At 60.4% G+C, this 17,561-nt stretch carries 14 protein-coding genes; 6 read left to right on the top strand and 8 right to left on the bottom strand.

Annotated features, from left to right (window positions below; genetic code table 11):
• Positions 1–247 precede the first annotated feature (247 nt).
• On the bottom strand, positions 248–3,106 hold the full coding sequence (locus tag J2T09_RS20595) for a [protein-PII] uridylyltransferase (RefSeq protein WP_306837925.1): 2,859 nt from the start codon (positions 3,104–3,106) through the stop codon (positions 248–250).
• A 78-nt stretch (positions 3,107–3,184) separates the two neighbouring features.
• A complete protein-coding gene (locus tag J2T09_RS20590) occupies positions 3,185–4,252 on the bottom strand; it encodes a helix-turn-helix domain-containing protein (RefSeq protein ID WP_306837923.1) in 1,068 nt (355 codons plus the stop codon).
• Here J2T09_RS20590 and J2T09_RS20585 point away from each other — a divergent pair.
• The gene (locus tag J2T09_RS20585; protein ID WP_306837921.1) at positions 4,242–4,610 is read left to right on the top strand and encodes a DUF7660 family protein; all 369 of its coding nucleotides are present in this window, start codon (positions 4,242–4,244) and stop codon (positions 4,608–4,610) included. The genes J2T09_RS20590 and J2T09_RS20585 overlap by 11 nt on opposite strands.
• A 249-nt stretch (positions 4,611–4,859) precedes the next feature.
• On the opposite strand, the gene J2T09_RS20580 is transcribed toward J2T09_RS20585, so the two are convergent.
• Positions 4,860–5,693 carry an undecaprenyl-diphosphate phosphatase gene (locus tag J2T09_RS20580; protein WP_306837919.1) on the bottom strand — a complete coding sequence of 278 codons (834 nt, stop codon included), beginning with the start codon at positions 5,691–5,693 and terminating at the stop codon, positions 4,860–4,862.
• Between the two features lie 516 nt (positions 5,694–6,209).
• On the opposite strand from J2T09_RS20580, the gene J2T09_RS20575 reads away from it, so the two are divergent.
• The gene (locus J2T09_RS20575) at positions 6,210–7,535 is read left to right on the top strand and encodes a DUF882 domain-containing protein (protein WP_306837917.1); all 1,326 of its coding nucleotides are present in this window, start codon (positions 6,210–6,212) and stop codon (positions 7,533–7,535) included.
• 9 nt (positions 7,536–7,544) lie between these two features.
• Here the strand turns inward: J2T09_RS20575 and J2T09_RS20570 are convergent, their stop codons facing one another.
• The 3 genes from J2T09_RS20570 to mutS all read right to left on the bottom strand — a co-directional run bounded on the left by J2T09_RS20570 (position 7,545) and on the right by mutS (position 10,937).
• The gene (locus J2T09_RS20570; protein ID WP_306837915.1) at positions 7,545–7,922 is read right to left on the bottom strand and encodes a type II toxin-antitoxin system RelE/ParE family toxin; all 378 of its coding nucleotides are present in this window, start codon (positions 7,920–7,922) and stop codon (positions 7,545–7,547) included.
• Positions 7,919–8,212 carry a type II toxin-antitoxin system ParD family antitoxin gene (locus tag J2T09_RS20565; RefSeq protein ID WP_306837912.1) on the bottom strand — a complete coding sequence of 98 codons (294 nt, stop codon included), beginning with the start codon at positions 8,210–8,212 and terminating at the stop codon, positions 7,919–7,921. The genes J2T09_RS20570 and J2T09_RS20565 overlap by 4 nt, the downstream gene beginning before the upstream one ends.
• Positions 8,213–8,288: 76 nt before the next feature.
• Positions 8,289–10,937: a DNA mismatch repair protein MutS gene (gene mutS, locus J2T09_RS20560; RefSeq protein ID WP_306837946.1), complete on the bottom strand. Its 2,649-nt coding sequence runs from the start codon at positions 10,935–10,937 to the stop codon at positions 8,289–8,291.
• A gap of 211 nt (positions 10,938–11,148) precedes the next feature.
• Between mutS and J2T09_RS20555 the strand changes: the two genes are divergently transcribed.
• The 4 genes from J2T09_RS20555 (at position 11,149) to J2T09_RS20540 (ending at position 14,366) form a co-directional block, all read left to right on the top strand.
• Positions 11,149–13,434, top strand: a complete 2,286-nt coding sequence (locus J2T09_RS20555) for an NADP-dependent malic enzyme (protein ID WP_306837909.1) — start codon at positions 11,149–11,151, stop codon at positions 13,432–13,434.
• A gap of 71 nt (positions 13,435–13,505) precedes the next feature.
• A complete protein-coding gene (locus J2T09_RS20550; RefSeq protein ID WP_306837908.1) occupies positions 13,506–13,688 on the top strand; it encodes a type II toxin-antitoxin system Phd/YefM family antitoxin in 183 nt (60 codons plus the stop codon).
• A 17-nt stretch (positions 13,689–13,705) separates the two neighbouring features.
• Entirely contained in the window at positions 13,706–13,951 is a 246-nt protein-coding gene (locus J2T09_RS20545; RefSeq protein WP_306837906.1) for a type II toxin-antitoxin system prevent-host-death family antitoxin, read from the top strand.
• Between the two features lies 1 nt (position 13,952).
• Complete coding sequence (locus J2T09_RS20540; RefSeq protein WP_306837904.1) at positions 13,953–14,366, top strand: hypothetical protein; 414 nt, start codon at positions 13,953–13,955, stop codon at positions 14,364–14,366.
• 40 nt (positions 14,367–14,406) lie between these two features.
• Here the strand turns inward: J2T09_RS20540 and J2T09_RS20535 are convergent, their stop codons facing one another.
• On the bottom strand, positions 14,407–15,279 hold the full coding sequence (locus J2T09_RS20535; protein ID WP_306837902.1) for a GNAT family N-acetyltransferase: 873 nt from the start codon (positions 15,277–15,279) through the stop codon (positions 14,407–14,409).
• A gap of 92 nt (positions 15,280–15,371) precedes the next feature.
• Positions 15,372–17,519: a hybrid sensor histidine kinase/response regulator gene (locus J2T09_RS20530; protein WP_306837900.1), complete on the bottom strand. Its 2,148-nt coding sequence runs from the start codon at positions 17,517–17,519 to the stop codon at positions 15,372–15,374.
• Positions 17,520–17,561 lie beyond the last annotated feature (42 nt).

Here is a 17,561-nt window from a genome sequence, read left to right as displayed (position 1 = left end):
ATGGGGCGAGAGTTTGCTGCCAGGCGGATGCCCCTGCGTGGCAGGCTTCAGCGAACCAGATGAGCGATGCAGGATCATCATCTTGTTGACGAACCGAGGCGAAACGCGGTAGGCGCTTTTGGAATATGGCTCATGGTGTCTGTGGCGCTCGCAGTCCTGCTTTATGTGACGAGATTGGGAAAGATTGCACGGGTTGATGGAGCCTCCATTGCTCAGAAGCCGGCGACCTCTTAACCTCATTGTCCCCTCACACCTTCAACCTCGGCGCATTCCGCGGCCCCAGATCCGGCGTAGACCCTTCCGAAGGTGCCGGTTCCGGTGCGATAATCCCCGATGGCATCCGTGAGCGCAACTCGTCGTCCTGATCGTTCATCACCGGTTTCAGGCGCGCGGTAATGCTTGCCTGACGGTTTTCGTTGGTAATCTTCATGCCGACGATGTCGGTGACGTAAAACGTATCGATGACCTTTTCGCCGAATGTGGTGATGTGGGCCGATTTGATATCCAGCGACAGATCCGAAAGTACGGCCGTGATTTCCGCCAGCAGGCCGACGCGGTCGAGGCATTCCACCTCGATGACGGTGAACTTGTTGGACAGCGCGTTCGAGATCGTGACCGAAGGGTGGACGGAAAAGGTCTTGTTGCGCTTCTTGGCTTTCGCACGAGAGGCGATGACTTCGGGCAGGCGCTTCTTGCCGGAAAGCACATCCTCGATCATGCGGCCGATCGTGCCGGCGCGGCGTAGTTCGTCGGCATCATCGGTGAATTCGCGGCTGACGAGGATCGTATCCAGCGCACGACCGTCATTGGTGGTAAAGATCTGCGCATCGGCGATGTTGGAACCGGCGGCCGCGCAGGCGCCGGCGATGATCGACAGGAGGCGCGGATGGTCGGGCGCCAGAACCGTGATTTCGGTGATGGCGCGAAAACTATCGGTGCGCACCATGGTGGCAAGCGCCTTGCCGGCCTTGTCGGTATCGCGGATGAATTCCGCATGGCGGATCTGGTCGTCCAGCGGTACCGAGAGCAGGTAAGGCTGGTAATGCATGCGGCCGTAAAGTTTGCGGTCCTTTGCGGTCCAGCCGTTTTCGAGCGCCGTGACAAGGGCTTCTTCCGCAGCCTTGGCGCGCTCCTTGCGCGAGCTTTCGGAAAAACCGCCAGACAGCAGCAGTTCCGTCTCGTAATAGAGCGTGCGCAGCAGCTGGCCCTTCCAGCCGTTCCAAACGCCGGGACCGACGGCGCGGATATCGCAGACGGTGAGGATCAGGAGCGCCTTCAGCCGCTCCATCGACTGCACGCGCTCGGCAAAATCGGTGATCGTCTTGCGGTCGTTGAGATCGCGGGTCTGGGCGGTCATCGACATCAACAGATGCTGGTCGATCAGCCAGACGACGAGTTCCGTCTGTTTCGGGTTGAGCCCAAAACGCGGGCAGAGTTTTCGCGCCACCCGGGCGCCGGCGATCGAATGGTCTTCCTGTCGGCCCTTGGCGATATCGTGCAGCAGCACGGCCACATAAAGCGCGGTACGATCCTCGATGGTCGGCATCAGTTTGTTGATCAGCGGATGTTCATCACCGAACTTGCCCTTGTCGATATCCGACAGCGCATCGACGGCGCGGATCAGATGCTCATCCACCGTATAATGATGGTACATGCTGAACTGCATGAGCGCAACGATCTTGCCGAATTCGGGAATGAAACGGCCGAGAACACCGGCCTCGTTCATGCGCTTCAGGGTCATGGCCGGCGTGCGCGGCGATGTCAGGATGGAGAGGAAGAGACGGTTCGCCTCCTCGTTTTCGCGCAGATCGTTGTCGATCAGCCGCAGGCCGCGATTGACCTGTTTCAGCGCATCCGGGTGATATTCCAGACCGGCGAGATCCGCGACATGGAAAAAGCGGATGAGGCTGACCGGATCACGGCGAAACACATCGGGATCGGCAAGCGCGATGCGGCCGCGATCCTCCACAAACTCACTGCTGCCGGGGATTTTTCGCGTGCGATAACGGAAGCGGGTGATGACGCCGGTGAGACCGGGAGCGGGCTTCGCCTGTTCTTCCTCGAGTGCCGCGCAAAGAATGCGGGTGAGATCACCGACATCCTTGGTGACGAGGAAATAATGCTTCATGAAGCGTTCGACGGCCGAAAGGCCCGGACGTGCATTGTAACCAATGGCGGCCGCCACCTCGCGCTGGATATCGAAGGACAGACGTTCCTCGGCCTTGCCGGTGAGGAAATGCATGTGGCAGCGCACCGCCCACAAAAAGTCCTCGGCCTTTTCGAACAGGCGCAGTTCGGCCCGCGACAGCACACCGCGCTTGACCAGAGCCGCCGCATCGCGCACGCCATAATGATATTTTGCGATCCAGAACAGCGTCTGGATATCGCGAAGCCCACCCTTGCCTTCCTTGACATTCGGCTCGACCAGATAACGCGTATCGCCGGCCTTCTGGTGGCGCATGTCGCGTTCCGCCAGTTTGGCAGCGATGAAATCCGGGCCGGAATTGTGTACGATCTCGCGATCGAAACGATGATCCAGCTCCTCCGCGAGGGACTGCTTTCCGCAGATGAAGCGGGTCTCCAAAATGGCGGTACGGATGGTCATGTCTTCGCGCGACAGGCGGATACATTCCTCCACCGTGCGGGTGGCATGGCCGACCTTGAAACCGAGATCCCACAGCACATACAGCAGAAATTCCACCGACTTGCGCATGGCATCGGTGCTGGAGGACGGCAAAAGAAACAGAAGATCAATATCCGAGCCCGGCGCCAGCGTGGCGCGGCCATACCCACCGACAGCAGCGATCGCGGTGTCACCGGCCGCCTGCGGATAGACATGGGCATCGACCAGATCATGAATGGCGACAATCAACTGGTCCTGCAGCCAGGAAATCCGTTCCGCACACAAAATGCCGCCGCCCTTGGTGGCTCCCAGCAGTTCGCGCGCCTTGTTGCGGCCTTCCGTGTTGGCGCTGCGCAAAAGCGGCAGAAGCGCCGAGCGCATATCGGCCGGCTTGCCGGCATGGGCGGTGGCAATCGCCTCGATATCGGCCTTCAGCTTTGCGACGTCGAGCAGTTCTTCAAAATCGGTATCGGGTCTGGCCATGTCTTCCTACCGGTGCCAGGTCGCCACTTGTCCAATCGACCGGGCTTCGACCTTATTCACGCACCTTCTTGCACAGGATTATGATTGCTGGATGTTTCCAACTTGTTGCGTTCCGGCAACAAGATCAACCCCATAACCAGACAGAGCAGATGTGCTTCTGTCGCGTGCCTTCCACTGGCGCGGATTTGTGCCCGTGACGCGGCGAAACTCGCGATTGAAATTGGATTTTGTCGAAAAGCCGACCTCGAACAGGATCGTGGTTGCAGATTTTCCCGTTTCATCCAGCAGTCGGCAGGCTTCGGCCACACGGCGGTTGTTGACGAATTGCGAGACGTTGAGCCCGGTCGCCCGGTTGATGGCGACAGAGACGTCGCGCGCAGGCAGGCAGGCCTTGCGGGCAAGGCGTGCGAGGCTGAGATTTTCATCAGCAAACAGTGTTTCGAGTGCGGCCGAGACGCGGGCGAGGATGGCCTCGTCCTGTGGGAATGCGGCAGATGCACTTTCCTCCACCGGTTTGGGTTGCGTCTCCGGCATCTGCGGCCAGAGATAATAGGCGACCACCGCGACAATGGCGGCAAGGTTCATGACCGAAACGGCAAGTGGCACTTCGGCATTGCCATAAAACTCCGCATAGACGGCAAGCGCGCCATCGCTGAGCGCAAAAAACAGCATGAGGGCAGCGGTCAGCCTTGCGGCCCGAAGCGCCGGCCGCATGCGCTGCAAGGCAGCCTCGGCCATGACCTCATCGCCACCCGCACGGGTGATGCGCCAGAGCGCGATGCTGTAGCCGACAAAAGTGAGGAACAGCAGCAGATCGACAAACTGTCGGGCGAAGGCAACGGAAAGAGCGACAGCCAGCGGCGGCAGGGCATGCAGCCACGGTTTTGTCACGGCCGAGGCGGTGAGGCTGCGAAAGGCGAGATAGGCGAGCGGCGGCATGGCAGACGCCGTGACCGGCAGAAGCGGCACGAGGCCTTCGACGCCATATCCGAAGCGCAGGCCGATACCGATACCCTGCGCTGCATAAAGCGCCAGAAATGCATTGAAGATTTTTCGCGTGCCCGGCAGTTCGACACCCTTGAGGCTCAGGTGCAGCGTCAGCACGAAAACGAGGCCGGCAAAAAACGGCAGGGGAATGGTCAGCAAGATAAGCGCCCCGGTGGATGACGGCGGAATTTGGTCAATTGGGGCGGGTTATAGCATTGGTGGTAGCGTGGTGCAGCAGCCGAAGTGGCGGTTTGATATTGCGTGTGCCCACTCTGTTCGCCATGCTACTTTCATGGAACCCAAAAACGTTTGTGACCAAGACACATTCATCGAATTTCTCAGCTATTTGAGAGCAGACTTGCGTGACCCAAAAACTGCAGCGAGTTGGGAAAATCGGGAACTGGAAAGTTTTCTGGAAGCGATGCTATCTTGGGTGGTGGATTGGCAAAAACCCTGCTCCACGAATGTCTGGCAGCATGCAGCCACTCTGCTCGCAGCTGCAAAGATTTACGAATAAGCTTCGACCAGACCTTCCGCAAAAATCATGATGTCAGACCCGTCCATTCACGCGACGCCTTGCCATTCGGGCTGCCCGCATCAATCACGCAGGCCAATGGCAGATAGAAATCATGGCCTCTGATAAGAACACCAACCGCAGGTACCAAGTCGGCAATTGCGCCCGTCCCAACTGCTGGCCAGCCCGACACGCTTTGCCGTGCGCCATACAGCAAAAACGGGGCCAGCATCATCCGGCCCCCAAACCTCATCAAATCGGGCTGACCACGCCGGAAACCAGCAGGCCCAGCAGTGCCACGCCGATAACCAGGCGATACCACACGAAGGGCATATAGCTCCTGGTGGAAACCAGTTTCAGGAACCAGACGATGACCGCGTAACCGACCACGAAGGCGATCAGCGTCGCAAGCGCCGTCGGGCCGGCGGCGACGGCGGTTTCTTCGCCCATCGTCTTGAAGAGCTGGTAAAAACCGGAGCCGAACACGGCGGGCACGGCGAGAAGGAAGGAATAACGGGCAGCGGCTTCACGCGTGTAGCCCATCAGGAGGCCGGCGGTGATGGTGCCGCCGGAGCGCGAGACGCCGGGAATGAGCGCCATCGCCTGCGCGAAACCAAAGATAATGCCATCGCGCCAGATCAGCTGTTTGAGCGCGTATTTTTTCTTGCCGATGCGATCCGCCCAGCCGAGGATGAGGCCGAACACGATCAGCATGATCGCGGTGATATAGAGGTTGCGCAGGCCGTGTTCGATATAGTCCTTGAAGAGAAGGCCGAGCACGATGATCGGCAATGAACCGATGATGATCAGCCAGCCCATGCGGGCGGCATCCCTGTCGTAATCACCAAGGCGAAAAACCTGCCGCAGCCAGGCGGTGGCGATCGCCATGATATCCTTCCAGAAATAGACCAGTACCGCAGCCTCGGTGCCAAGCTGGGTGATGGCGGTGAAGGCCGCACCTGGATCGGTGCCCGATGGCAGGAATTCGCCGAGAATACGCAGGTGCGCGCTGGAGGAGACCGGCAGAAATTCGGTCAATCCCTGAACAAGTCCAAGGATGGCGGCATCGGTCCAACTCACGCTCATGGCAACTCCGAGGTTTTGGCTTTCGCGGATAAGAAATAGGCGGATTTCTGCAGACTCAAGTCCGGCAGATCACCATTCTCAAGCGCCCGTCTTTCGGACCGGCAATGTGACGATTCTATGGTTTGCTGACGTTTTGCTGAATGGCATGATTTCCATTCCGGCACGATGACGGGCATAGGGTTGAAGCGTTGATGCAGTTAAGGCAGTGGTTCGCATGCGACGGTCGAAATCTCCGTTGGCGAAGAGGATCGGCAGAGCTCTGTTGCAACGCACAATAATCACGCCTTTTCACGTTGGCCAGCACAAACGAAACAGACTCGGATTTCGCCCATATGACAGCGGGATGACCGGCTAACCTCTTGTTAGGGTTTTATTGACCATAATTGCTGATCCGCGGCGCTCCAGAGGAGTGTCAGATGTCCCGCGTAATCTGGGTTTGCAGTTGTCATGGTGGCGTTCGAGTTCCTGCACGGCGTTTCGGTCGTAACTTCCTTTTGCCGAGATGTCGCAACCCGAATGTGCCGTTCTGCGACGCGCCCGGCGAAGGGGCTTACCGCCGGCCTTCTGGCCCTGCCCTTTCTGATCGGCACCACAGGTTTTGCAGCGGCTGAGACCCGGTCCCTGAAACTGTATTTCACCCACACGGGCGAACGTGCCAATATCGTGTTCAAGCGCAATGGCCGTTTTGACCCGAAGGGCCTTGCCCAGATCAACCACATCCTGCGCGACTGGCGCCGCAACGAACCGACCAAGATGGACCCGCGTCTGCTGGATCTCGTCTGGGAAGTGTATGACCGGGTCGGCGCTAAGGATTATATCCATGTGGTTTCGGCCTATCGTTCGCCGCGGACGAACAACATGCTGCGCGGCCGTTCGCGCAATACCGGCGTTGCCAAGAAGAGCCAGCACACGCTGGGCAAGGCCATGGACTTCTTCATTCCGGGCGTAAAGATCTCGACACTGCGCGCCACCGCCATGCAGATGCAGGTGGGCGGCGTCGGGTATTACCCGACCTCCGGTTCGCCTTTCGTGCATCTGGATGTCGGTAGCGTGCGCGCCTGGCCGCGCATGTCGCAGACGGAGCTTGCAAAACTGTTTCCGAACGGCCGCACGCTGCACCTGCCGACCAATGGACGACCACTGCCGGGCTACCAGCAGGCGCTTGCCGATTACAAACGACGCATCGGCCCGCGTTCGATCGAAATTGCCGCCACCGCCGAGGATGACGACGATGTTGCAGCACCTGTCATTGCCCGTGGCCGTACCCGTGCCGCCGACGACAGTGGCCTTGTGACCGCCATGCTGCCGACACCGACAAGCCGCGCACAGGCGGCGCTCGACATGCAAAGCAAGTTTGGCGGCAGCCCGAAGGAAAAGACCGAGATTGCGCAAAAGCGTGAGGAAAAGCAGGTGGAACTGCTGATGGCCGCCATTCCGGTGCCCTCGCCGCGACCGAAAACCGTCGAGACCACGGATTTGCCGCCGGACAATATCGTGGTTGCCTCGATCGGCCCGATCCCGGCGCAGCGCCCGACATTACCCGCACCCGTCTCCAAGCCGTTCGGCGACCCGGCCATCCGCCAGGATCTCGCAAAAATTCGCGTGCTGAAGGATGCCGCTCCTGCCACAGGCACGGCCTCGACCGAACCCGTCGCCATCCGTTCGCTCACCCATTGGGCGCTGCTTTCACCCGGCCAGACCGTGGCCATGAAGCCGCCGGTTCTGGTAAAACGGTCTCTGGAAACCGAACCGGGTGCCGCCACGGAAACCGTGGAGCAGAAGCCGATGGCACATGGCGGAGCGTTCGATTTCGGACGGTTCAGCTTTGGGGATGAGGGGTAAGCGGAGCGATCAATCCGCTCCGTAATCGGGCGGCAAATGCCGTTGCAGTTCCATGGCATCATGCAGAATGCGACCGATACCGATTAATTCGGGATTGAGAACACGGTAGAGCAGCAGATGCCGGGGATGTTTCACGATACCGGTTTCATGACGGGCGCGTTTCCGGCTGTGGCGCAGGTGATCACTCGACACACCATCGCCGAGTTCGGGACGCAAATGGCACCCGATGCGCTCGGGATCATCTGCCAGTTCCCGCAGGGCCGTCACCAGAAGTTTCTGGTAGCGTTCACGCGCGGCACGTCCGAAACGATCTTCTGTTTCCGCCAAAATGTCGATGATATCGGCCCGCGCCCAGACAGACAGGCGATACGTGCCGCGCTTTGTCATGGGCGGTCCTTGCTGACCCTCGCTTCAGCTTCGCGGCCGAGAGCGTCAATCGCATCTTCCAGCTCGTCGTCGGCAATATCGGTAAAGCGACCCTCTTCCAGATCAGCAAAGCCCAGTCGCGCGGCTGTTTGCAAAGCTTCCAGCTTGGCGGCTTCTGCCACCTCACGCCGTTCCACCAGCCGCAGCCCCTCGCCCAGTACTTCGCCGGCATTCTGGTAACGGCCGGATTTCACCAACCGGTCGATGACGTCTGCATCGTGATCGGTCAGGACGACATTGCGGGTGGGCATGGCTGGACCTCGCGGGTGCGGTTGCGAGGTCCATCATACCAGAATGGCATTCTCTGCCAATGCGCCCTTGGGCGCGTCACTTCTCCGCCAGCTGCTTGCGCAACGCATAAAGCGCGTCCATTGCCTCGCGCGGGGTCATGTCGTCCGGGTTGAGAGCCTTCAGGGCTTCCTCGACCTTGGAGGGACCACGACGCGTTTCTTCCTTGCGCACGGCAATCTGGAAAAGCGGCAGGTCGTCGATCAGCTGGCTGGCCGGGTTCTTGCGGTCACTGTCTTCCAGCTTGGTCAACACGTCGCGGGCACGCTCCACCACCGCATCCGGCAGGCCGGCCAGACGGGCGACCTGAATGCCGTAAGACCGGTCTGCGGCGCCGGGGCCGACTTCGTGCAAGAAGATGACTTCGCCATCCCATTCCTTCACTTTCATGGTGGCGTTGGAAAGGCGATTGAGCTTTTCCGACAGAACGGTGAGTTCGTGAAAATGGGTGGCGAACAGGCCGCGGCAGCGGTTGGCCTCGTGCAGGTGTTCGACGGCGGCCCATGCGATCGACAGGCCGTCGAACGTGGCGGTGCCGCGACCGATTTCATCGAGAATGACCAGCGAGCGATCGGTTGCCTGATTGAGGATGGCGGCGGTTTCGACCATTTCCACCATGAAGGTGGAACGCCCGCGCGCCAGATCGTCGGATGCACCGACGCGCGAGAAAAGACGGTCGACCACACCGATATGGGCGGATGCCGCCGGCACGAAGGAACCCATCTGGGCGAGGATGGCAATCAGGGCATTCTGGCGCAGGAATGTCGACTTACCGCCCATGTTGGGACCGGTGAGCAGCCAGAGAGCGCCGAACTCGCCGCCATCGCGTGGCGAAAGATCACATTCGTTGGCGATGAAAGCACCGGCAGACTGGCGGCGCAAAGCCTGTTCGACCACCGGGTGGCGGCCACCTTCGATGGCGAACATGCGGCTGTCATCGACGATCGGGCGGCGATAACCCCATTCTTCGGCGAGCATGGCAAGGCCGGCGGCGACATCGATGATGCCGAGCGCGCGGGCACCGGCCTTGATGGCCTCGGCCTGTTGTGTCACCGCATTGGTCATGTGGGTAAAGGCTTCGAGCTCGATGACCAGCGCCTGACCGGCGGCGTTCGCAATGCGGGTTTCGAGATCGGCCAGTTCCGTGGTGGTGAACCGCATGGCATTGGCCATGGTCTGGCGATGGATGAAGCGGGCTTTTGCTTCCGGCGTATCGGTCATAGGTCCGGCATTACCGGCGGTGACCTCAATGAAATAACCGAGCACATTGTTGTGCTTGATTTTTAGCGATTTGATGCCGGTCTCTTCCGCATATTCCAGCTGCAACCCGGCGATCACTTTTCGCGACTGGTCGCGAAGCGCTCTGACTTCGTCGAGCTCGGCATAAGCGCCATCGGCGACAAAACCGCCATCGCGTTTCAACAGTGGCAGTTCCTGTGCCAGCAGGCCGGACAGCAGGTTTTCGACATCATCCGGCAGGGCGGCGAGCGCTGCCATCGCCTCTTCCAGTTCCGGCGGCAGCATGACCTGCGACAGGCTCTGGCCGACGGTGCGGGCAGCCTGCAGGCCGATCAGGATGGCGCCGAGATCACGCGGACCGCCACGATCAAGCGCCAGGCGCGAAAGCGCGCGCGGCATGTCGGGCACATGCTTGAGGCCTGTGCGCAAATTGCCGCAGAGCGACGGTTCCTCGATCAGGAAGGAGATGGAATCGAGGCGGTGGTTGATGACGTCCGGGGCCGTCAGCGGCGACATCAACCGTTCGGCGAGAAGTCGGCCGCCGCCGCCTGTGACGGTGCGGTCGATGGCTTTCAGAAGCGAGCCATCGCGGCTGCCGGAAAGCGTTTTGGTGAGTTCGAGATTGCCGCGTGTAGCGGGATCGATGAACAGGGTGGAATTGCCGCTTTCGCGCTCCGGCCGGCCAAGCGGCGGGCGTTCGGCAATCTGGGTCTTTTCCACGTAAGCAACTGCTGCGGCAGCTGCTGCCAATTCGGCACGAGAAAACGTGCCGAAGCCGTCGAGCGTTTCCACGCCAAAATAACGGGTGATACGGCTTTCGGCCATGGCGCTATCGAACAGCACTGCGGGCTGCGGCACGGCAACACGGCCGAGTACGTCAAACACCGGCTTCAGCTCGGGATCGTGAAACAGCGCATCGGCAAGGATCAGCTCACGCGGCTCGATACGCAGGATATCGGCCAGAAGGCGCGTATGCTCCGTTTCGGCAACACGAAAAACGCCGGTGGAAATATCGATCCAGGCAAGCGCCATCTGCTGTTCGCCGGTGCCGCGGATGCGGGCAAGCGTCATCAGATAGTTGGATTCGGAGGCGACAAGCAGCTTTTCTTCCGTCAGCGTGCCGGGCGTGACGAGGCGCACGACATCGCGTTTCACCACCGATTTCGAGCCGCGCTTCTTGGCCTCAGCCGGATCTTCGATCTGTTCGCAGACGGCAACGCGATACCCCAGCGAGATCAGCTTCTGCAGGTAGTCGTCGGCGGCATGGACCGGCACGCCGCACATGGGAATATCATACCCCATATGCTGACCGCGCTTGGTGAGCGTGATGCCAAGCGCACGCGAGGCTTCCACCGCATCATCGAAGAACAGTTCGTAGAAATCGCCCATGCGATAAAACAGCAGCGAGCCGGGATTGTTTGCCTTGATCTCGATGAATTGTTCCATCATCGGGGTTGCCGAAGCGCGGCTTTCCTCGGTGATCAGGCGGGCGGTATCGAGCGTGTCGGTCGGCAGGCGTTGCAAATCGATGGTCCGTTTTGTGTTGCTTCCGGGAAAAGGCGACCTTATCGATGATGCACCCGGAAACACAACAATGGCGGCGGCAATCCGGCCTTCTGCCCACATGATACTGACAGAAAAACAGGGAAACGGAGACACCATGGCAGCAGACAAGACGCCCAAGGGCCGCGCATCGGTTACCGATCGTGAAGCGCTCGACTTTCACGCCAACGGCCGCCCCGGCAAGCTGGAAATCACCCCCACCAAGCCGATGGCGACGCAGCGCGACCTGTCTCTGGCCTATTCTCCGGGCGTTGCCGTGCCGGTGAAGGCGATCGCCGAAGACCCCGCCACTGCCTATGACTACACCACGCGCGGCAACATGGTGGCCGTGATTTCCAACGGCACCGCCATTCTGGGCCTCGGTAATCTCGGCGCGCTGGCATCGAAGCCTGTCATGGAAGGCAAGTCGGTTCTGTTCAAGCGTTTTGCCGATGTGGACAGTATCGACCTTGAAGTCGATACGGAAAATGTCGACGAATTCATCAACTGCGTGCGTTACCTCGGCCCCTCTTTCGGCGGCATCAACCTTGAAGACATCAAGGCCCCGGAATGTTTCATCATCGAAAGCCGATTGCGCGAACTGATGGATATCCCGGTTTTCCACGATGACCAGCATGGCACCGCGATCATCGCCGCCGCCGGCCTCATCAACGCGCTGGAACTGACCGGTCGCGACCTGAAGACAACCAAGCTGGTCTGTAATGGTGCCGGCGCTGCGGCGATTGCCTGTATCGAACTGATCAAGGCGATGGGTTTCAACCCGGAAAACATCATTCTCTGCGACACCAAGGGCGTGATCTATCAGGGTCGCACCGAGGGCATGAACCAGTGGAAGAGCGCGCACGCGGCGAAGACCGACCGCCGTTCACTGGAAGAAGCCATGAAGGGTGCCGACGTGGTGTTCGGCCTTTCACAGAAGGGTGCGTTCACCGAAGAGATGATCCGCTCGATGGCGGACCAGCCGATCATCTTTGCCATGGCCAACCCGGATCCGGAAATCACCCCGGAAGAAGTGGCGCTGATCCGCGATGACGCGATCATGGCGACCGGCCGTTCGGACTATCCGAACCAGGTCAACAACGTGCTCGGTTTCCCCTACATCTTTCGCGGGGCGCTGGATGTGCGCGCCGTTCAGATCAACGACGCGATGAAGATTGCCGCAGCGCAGGCGCTGGCCGAGCTTGCCCGCGAGGATGTGCCGGACGACGTGGCCGCCGCCTACCAGGGCATTCGTCCGCGCTTTGGTGCGCAATATATCATCCCCGTGCCATTCGATCCGCGTCTTATCTCGGCCATTCCGGTCGCCGTCGCCAAGGCCGCCATGGACAGCGGCGTAGCGCGTCGCGACATTACCGATCTCGCCGCCTATGGCCGCCAGCTTTCGGCCCGTATCGACCCGATCGCCGCCAATACGCAGGACATTTTTGAACGCGTACGGCAGTATCCGAAGCGCGTCGTGTTCGCCGAAGCAGAAGAAGAACAGGTCATGCGCGCCGCCGTATCCTATATGGCGCAGGGGCTTGGCACCGCGATCCTGCTCGGTCGCGATGACGTCATTCGGGCAACGGCGGAAAAAGCCGGTATCGAACTCGATCGTCCCGGCATCGAAATCGTCAATGCGCGTATTTCGAACCGCGTGGATGCCTATATCGACTATCTCTACGAACGCCTGCAGCGGGAAGGCTATTTGCTGCGCGACGTGCAGCGCCTGATTCATAACGACCGCAACCACTTTGCCGCCTGCATGGTGGCGCTGGGTGATGCGGATGCGATGGTGACGGGTACGACCCGCAACTACGCCTCAGCATTGCAGGATGTGCGCCGCTGCATCGATGCCAAGCCGGGCCACAAGGTGATCGGCGTCTCGATGGTTTTGGCACGCGGGCGAACAGTGTTCGTCGCCGATACCGCCGTGCATGACATGCCGACGGCCGAGGATCTGGCCGAGATCGCAATCGAAGCCGCCCGCGTCGCCAAGCGCATGGGCCATGAGCCGCGCGTGGCGATGCTGGCCTATTCCACCTTCGGCCAGCCGATCGGTGAACGATCCGTGCGGGTGCGCGAAGCCGTCAAGATTCTCGACGGTCAGCGGGTCGATTTCGAATATGACGGTGAAATGGGGGCCGATGTGGCGCTCAATCTCGAGCGCATGCAGCAGCAATACCCATTCTGCCGTCTTTCCGGCACGGCCAATGTTCTCGTCATGCCGGCGATCCATTCGGCGGCGATTTCCACCCGCATGCTGCAGGAACTCGGCGGCTCTACGGTCATCGGCCCGCTTCTGGTCGGTCTCGACAAATCGGTGCAAATAGCTCCGATGGGCGCCAAGGACAGCGATATCGTCAACATGGCGGCGATCGCGGCCTATAATGCCGGCATGTAAGCGCACTGCTTGAATGGCAACCGCGAGTGGATTACCTTGAATGAACAAGGTCCACTCGCGGAATGTCGCCCATGAAGACCGTCAGCATGCAGGAAGCTCGGGAAGATCTGGCGCGGCTTTTGGAAGATGCCGCGAAGGGGAAGCCGTTTGTGGTTCAGCAGGAGGGAAAACCTTCACTGAAGGTACTGGGCGTGGAGGAGATCGACGATCTCTTTTTGTACAAAAATCCGCACGACACGGCTCACCCGGACTGATCAGGAGATTGCTTATCATGGCAAGCTTCACTCTCGCCGAACTGGGTCACAGATCAAACGAAGTGGCCGAAGCGACCTCTGACGGGCCGGTGGAGATTACGACACAGGGCAAGCGCAAATTCGTGCTGATGACAGCCGAGCAATTTGACCGCATGCGGCAAGGTAGCAGTCAGAAAGCCCAACACATCGACGATATCGAACCGCGAGAACGTGAAGAGCTGATCACGGCACTGGAAAACGTGGCCGAGAGAGGCAACTCATAGGATGAGCAGCTTCGCCCATGGCGACGTCATTCTCTATTCCTACCTTTGGGCTCGCGAATATGATCGCGGCGAAGAAAGCGGCCGCAAAGCCCGGCCAACCTGCGTCATGCTGATCGTGACCGGCTCAGACGGTCGCAACAAATCCCTGCTGTTTCCCATTACCAGTCAACCGCCAGGCTCGGAGCGGTGGGCGATTGAAATCCCACCAGTCGAGGCACGCTCGGCCAACCTGCGAATGCCTGCTTGGGTCATTATTGATGAGTTCAACACCGATGATCTCGCGGCATCTTTCGCAGTCGAGAAACAATCGCCGATCGGTCGCTTCAGCAAAGGCTTCATGTCAAGGATCGCCGCCGAGGCCGCAAAAGCAATGCGCGCAGCATCTGCCCGCACTATTCCTCGCAACACTCTTTAGGATGATCTGGGAAATCGTGGCGGTTACCCGGTTTCAAGCTTTAGCTCGCGAACCGTCCGGCATCGGCGCCAAAGTGGTTGATGTAACGACCGGAGATGACGGCGATCGGCAGAACGATCAGAACATCCGTGGTGTTGAAGGCCTGATCGACGACGGCGCCGTCACCGATCATCGCGCCGAGGCGCAGATAACCCTTGACGAGCGGCGGCATGGCCGAGAGCGCCTGGCGCGGGTTGATTTCCTCGGCCGGGACCATGTTCATGTTCCGGTAGAGATCCGGCTGGGCCGAGACCATCCATTCGTCCTTCACCTGCGAATTGTGGTGGAGGAAGGAGAGTGCCAGCGCATGTTCCTGCGGGTCGATGCCCGGGAAAGAGGCGCAGCCGAACATGGCGTCCATGCCGTGCTTCAGCGCATAGGCCCAGTTGCCCTGCCAGAGAAGCTCGACCGTCCGTTTTGTGCGGTAATCGGGCAGTACGCAGGAGCGGCCGAGTTCCATGAACTGCTTGCCCGGATGGCGGGCGAGCAGTGGTGCGAGATCGAATTCCGAAGCGGAATAGAAGCCGCCATGCGCCATCGCCACGTCCTGGCGCAGCAAGCGATAGGTGCCGACGATCTGGTCCTCGATATCACCTTCGATGGCGTGATCGATGACGAGAAGGTGGTCACAGATATCGTCGAAACTGTCGATATCGCGTTCACGGCGCATGGCTTCCGCCGGCAGCTGCGCGCCCATTTCAGTCACGAAGACACGAAAACGCACGGCCTGCGCAGCGTCGACCTCACGGGAGGTTCGAGCAAGGCGGGTTTCGAGAGTGCCTATCCGGCCGAATACGTCCGCGCCCGCAGGGGTCTGCGGGACAAGCTGGTTAGTTTCGATGGCGACGCCCCGAGTCAGCAGTTCGACAGTCATGTTTTCTCGCCCGTAATAGCGCTTCGATGACTGTCATAAATCATTTCCATGCGACATTGCCGTGACAGTGTTTGTCACATTGGCTGACGGCGTCAAGATGCCTGACGCATGGCTGCCGTTCCGAATTGACGCACCACTTCATTAAGCCTGTCGGGCGAGACGGGCTTTTCCATGACCTGCGCGGCGCCGGCCGAAAGCACCTGAACATGCTGGCTGAGGCGCCCCTCGCCTGTCAGGATGATGACGGGCAGCGTTTCACCACGCGTGTTTGCGGCGGATGTTATGGCGGCAAGCGCCTGGGCAATCTCACCACCCGGCATGTGCATGTCGGAAATGACGAGATCGGGCGGTGTGTCTCCGCAGGCCGCAGCCAGAAGCGCCGGGAAATCCGCAACGCGTGTGACGGTGTGGCCGGATCGCTTCAGGATGGTCGAATACAGCATGGCGCTGACGGCGTCGTCTTCCGCCAGCAGGATGGAGAGACCCGATGGAACTGCCGGCGCAGGCGTGCTGGTCTTCGAAACCTCGGGCGCTTCGACCAATACCGGCGCTGCCTGTTCGCGCCCGCCGAGACGCCCGCGCAGCACATCGATCAGCGTGCGTTCGCGCAACGGGCGGATGAGCCAGGCATCGTAAAGCTCCTGCGGCTGGCTGCCGCGATCCTCCGGATTGACAAGCAGGATGCGGCGCAGACCGTCATGAACGAGCGTGCCGGCCGGGCCGCCCGCAAGACGATGATCGACGATGAGATCGGTAAAGCGGCGATCTTCCTTGCCGGCTTCCTCGATCCGTTTTTCGGCCTCGGCATTGCTGCCGACCTGCATGCAGGTGCCGCCCAGGGTTTCGATCAGGCCGATGATGGCCGACGAAGACGGACCTTCCGGCGCAAGCAGCAGCACACGAGACGGACGCAGGGCCTCGGCGCGGCCGGACGGCAAAGCACGGGTGCCCTCGACGAATGAGGCAGCGCTTTCGGTCGGTGCCAGCGGCAAGCGGATGGTGAAGGTGGAGCCGACACCCATCTCGCTTTCGACGGATAGCGAACCGCCGAATTCCTGCACGATGCGGTGCGAAATCGCCATGCCGAGACCGGTACCGCCGCTGCGTGCCTCGGCCGTGCCTGCCTGTTCGAATTCGCCAAAAATGCGGGCCTGTTCTTCAACCGTCATGCCGGGGCCGGTATCGGTCACGGTGATGACGACATTTTCCGTTTCCGGCCAGGCGCGGATGAGAACGCCGCCGGTCTGCGTGAACTTGACCGCATTACCGATAACGTTGAACAGAACCTGGCGCAGGCGGGCCGGATCGAAATCGTGCAGGTCCGGCAGATCGGACATCACGGTCGCGCCAATTTCCACCTGCTTTTCATGCGCGCGCGGGGCCAGCATTTCCACGACGCTTTCGATCAGCTGGCGCAGGTTTTCGGCGCGCGTGTTGAGCTTGAAGCGGCCGGCTTCCATAGTGGAATAATCGAGAAGGTCATCCACCAACTGGGCGAGTGCCTGCCCTGCCTGACGAATGCCGCCGATATAATTCTGCTGCTCCGGCGAAAGATGGGTGCGGCCGAGAAGCTGTCCCATGCCGAGAATGCCGTTGAGAGGCGTGCGAAGTTCATGAACGACCGTGGCAAGCTGGCGGGATTTGGTGAGATTGAGCGCTTCGGCCTTGAGACGGGCGGCTTCCTGCTCCTCACGCGCCAACCGATCCTCGGTGACATCACGGGCAAAGCCATGCAGGACGATCTTGTCATCGGCGTCGCGGACGGGAACGTCGCGCCACCAGAAAATGCGAAGGCCGCACGGACCGGTGATTTCGAGATCGCGACCGGTCAGGGTCGGTTCTGCCAGATCGATCGTCTGGGTGGACTGGGCACGCGCACGGAAACCGAGACCTTCGAGCGTGCGGCCTTCCGGCGCGTCACAACGGGTCAGGCTGCGGAAAATGCCATTGGCGCCGGTAATGCGACCATCGACCGCGCGCGTGACCGCGACCTCGCCAAGGGCATCGGCCAGACTGGAAGGATCGACCGATGTGACGACAGGCGCGACCGGTGTTTCGCGGTGGCTGCCGAGACGGGAAAAGAAGTTCAGCCAGGCGGGGCTGGGCGATGTTTCCGGACCGGCCTGCTTGGGAAAGGCGATGGGAGCTGCGGCATCATTGCGCAAGCGCTCTTCCCCAGACGGTACCGGGGCACCGAAGGCAGCGATCAGTCGATTTTGCATGTCGGCTATCTTGCGCATGTTTCAAACCTAACACGCGCTTCCTTCCGAATGCTTTCGGGC

It is taken from the genome of Neorhizobium huautlense (genome assembly GCF_030811685.1).
GTDB classification, from domain to species: Bacteria; Pseudomonadota; Alphaproteobacteria; order Rhizobiales; family Rhizobiaceae; genus Neorhizobium; species Neorhizobium huautlense_A.
This window is presented reverse-complemented; position numbering and strand designations above follow the sequence as displayed.

Coding starts and splice junctions, on each gene's coding strand:
- J2T09_RS20585 (WP_306837921.1), top strand. CDS start 4,242: ATGGTCAGCAAGATAAGCGCCCCGGTGGATGACGGCGGAATTTGGTCA.
- J2T09_RS20550 (WP_306837908.1), top strand. CDS start 13,506: ATGAAGACCGTCAGCATGCAGGAAGCTCGGGAAGATCTGGCGCGGCTT.
- J2T09_RS20555 (WP_306837909.1), top strand. CDS start 11,149: ATGGCAGCAGACAAGACGCCCAAGGGCCGCGCATCGGTTACCGATCGT.
- J2T09_RS20580 (WP_306837919.1), bottom strand. CDS start 5,693: ATGAGCGTGAGTTGGACCGATGCCGCCATCCTTGGACTTGTTCAGGGA.
- J2T09_RS20565 (WP_306837912.1), bottom strand. CDS start 8,212: ATGCCCACCCGCAATGTCGTCCTGACCGATCACGATGCAGACGTCATC.
- J2T09_RS20540 (WP_306837904.1), top strand. CDS start 13,953: ATGAGCAGCTTCGCCCATGGCGACGTCATTCTCTATTCCTACCTTTGG.
- J2T09_RS20535 (WP_306837902.1), bottom strand. CDS start 15,279: ATGACTGTCGAACTGCTGACTCGGGGCGTCGCCATCGAAACTAACCAG.
- J2T09_RS20530 (WP_306837900.1), bottom strand. CDS start 17,519: ATGCGCAAGATAGCCGACATGCAAAATCGACTGATCGCTGCCTTCGGT.
- J2T09_RS20570 (WP_306837915.1), bottom strand. CDS start 7,922: ATGACAAAGCGCGGCACGTATCGCCTGTCTGTCTGGGCGCGGGCCGAT.
- J2T09_RS20595 (WP_306837925.1), bottom strand. CDS start 3,106: ATGGCCAGACCCGATACCGATTTTGAAGAACTGCTCGACGTCGCAAAG.
- J2T09_RS20575 (WP_306837917.1), top strand. CDS start 6,210: ATGTGCCGTTCTGCGACGCGCCCGGCGAAGGGGCTTACCGCCGGCCTT.
- J2T09_RS20545 (WP_306837906.1), top strand. CDS start 13,706: ATGGCAAGCTTCACTCTCGCCGAACTGGGTCACAGATCAAACGAAGTG.
- mutS (WP_306837946.1), bottom strand. CDS start 10,937: ATGATGGAACAATTCATCGAGATCAAGGCAAACAATCCCGGCTCGCTG.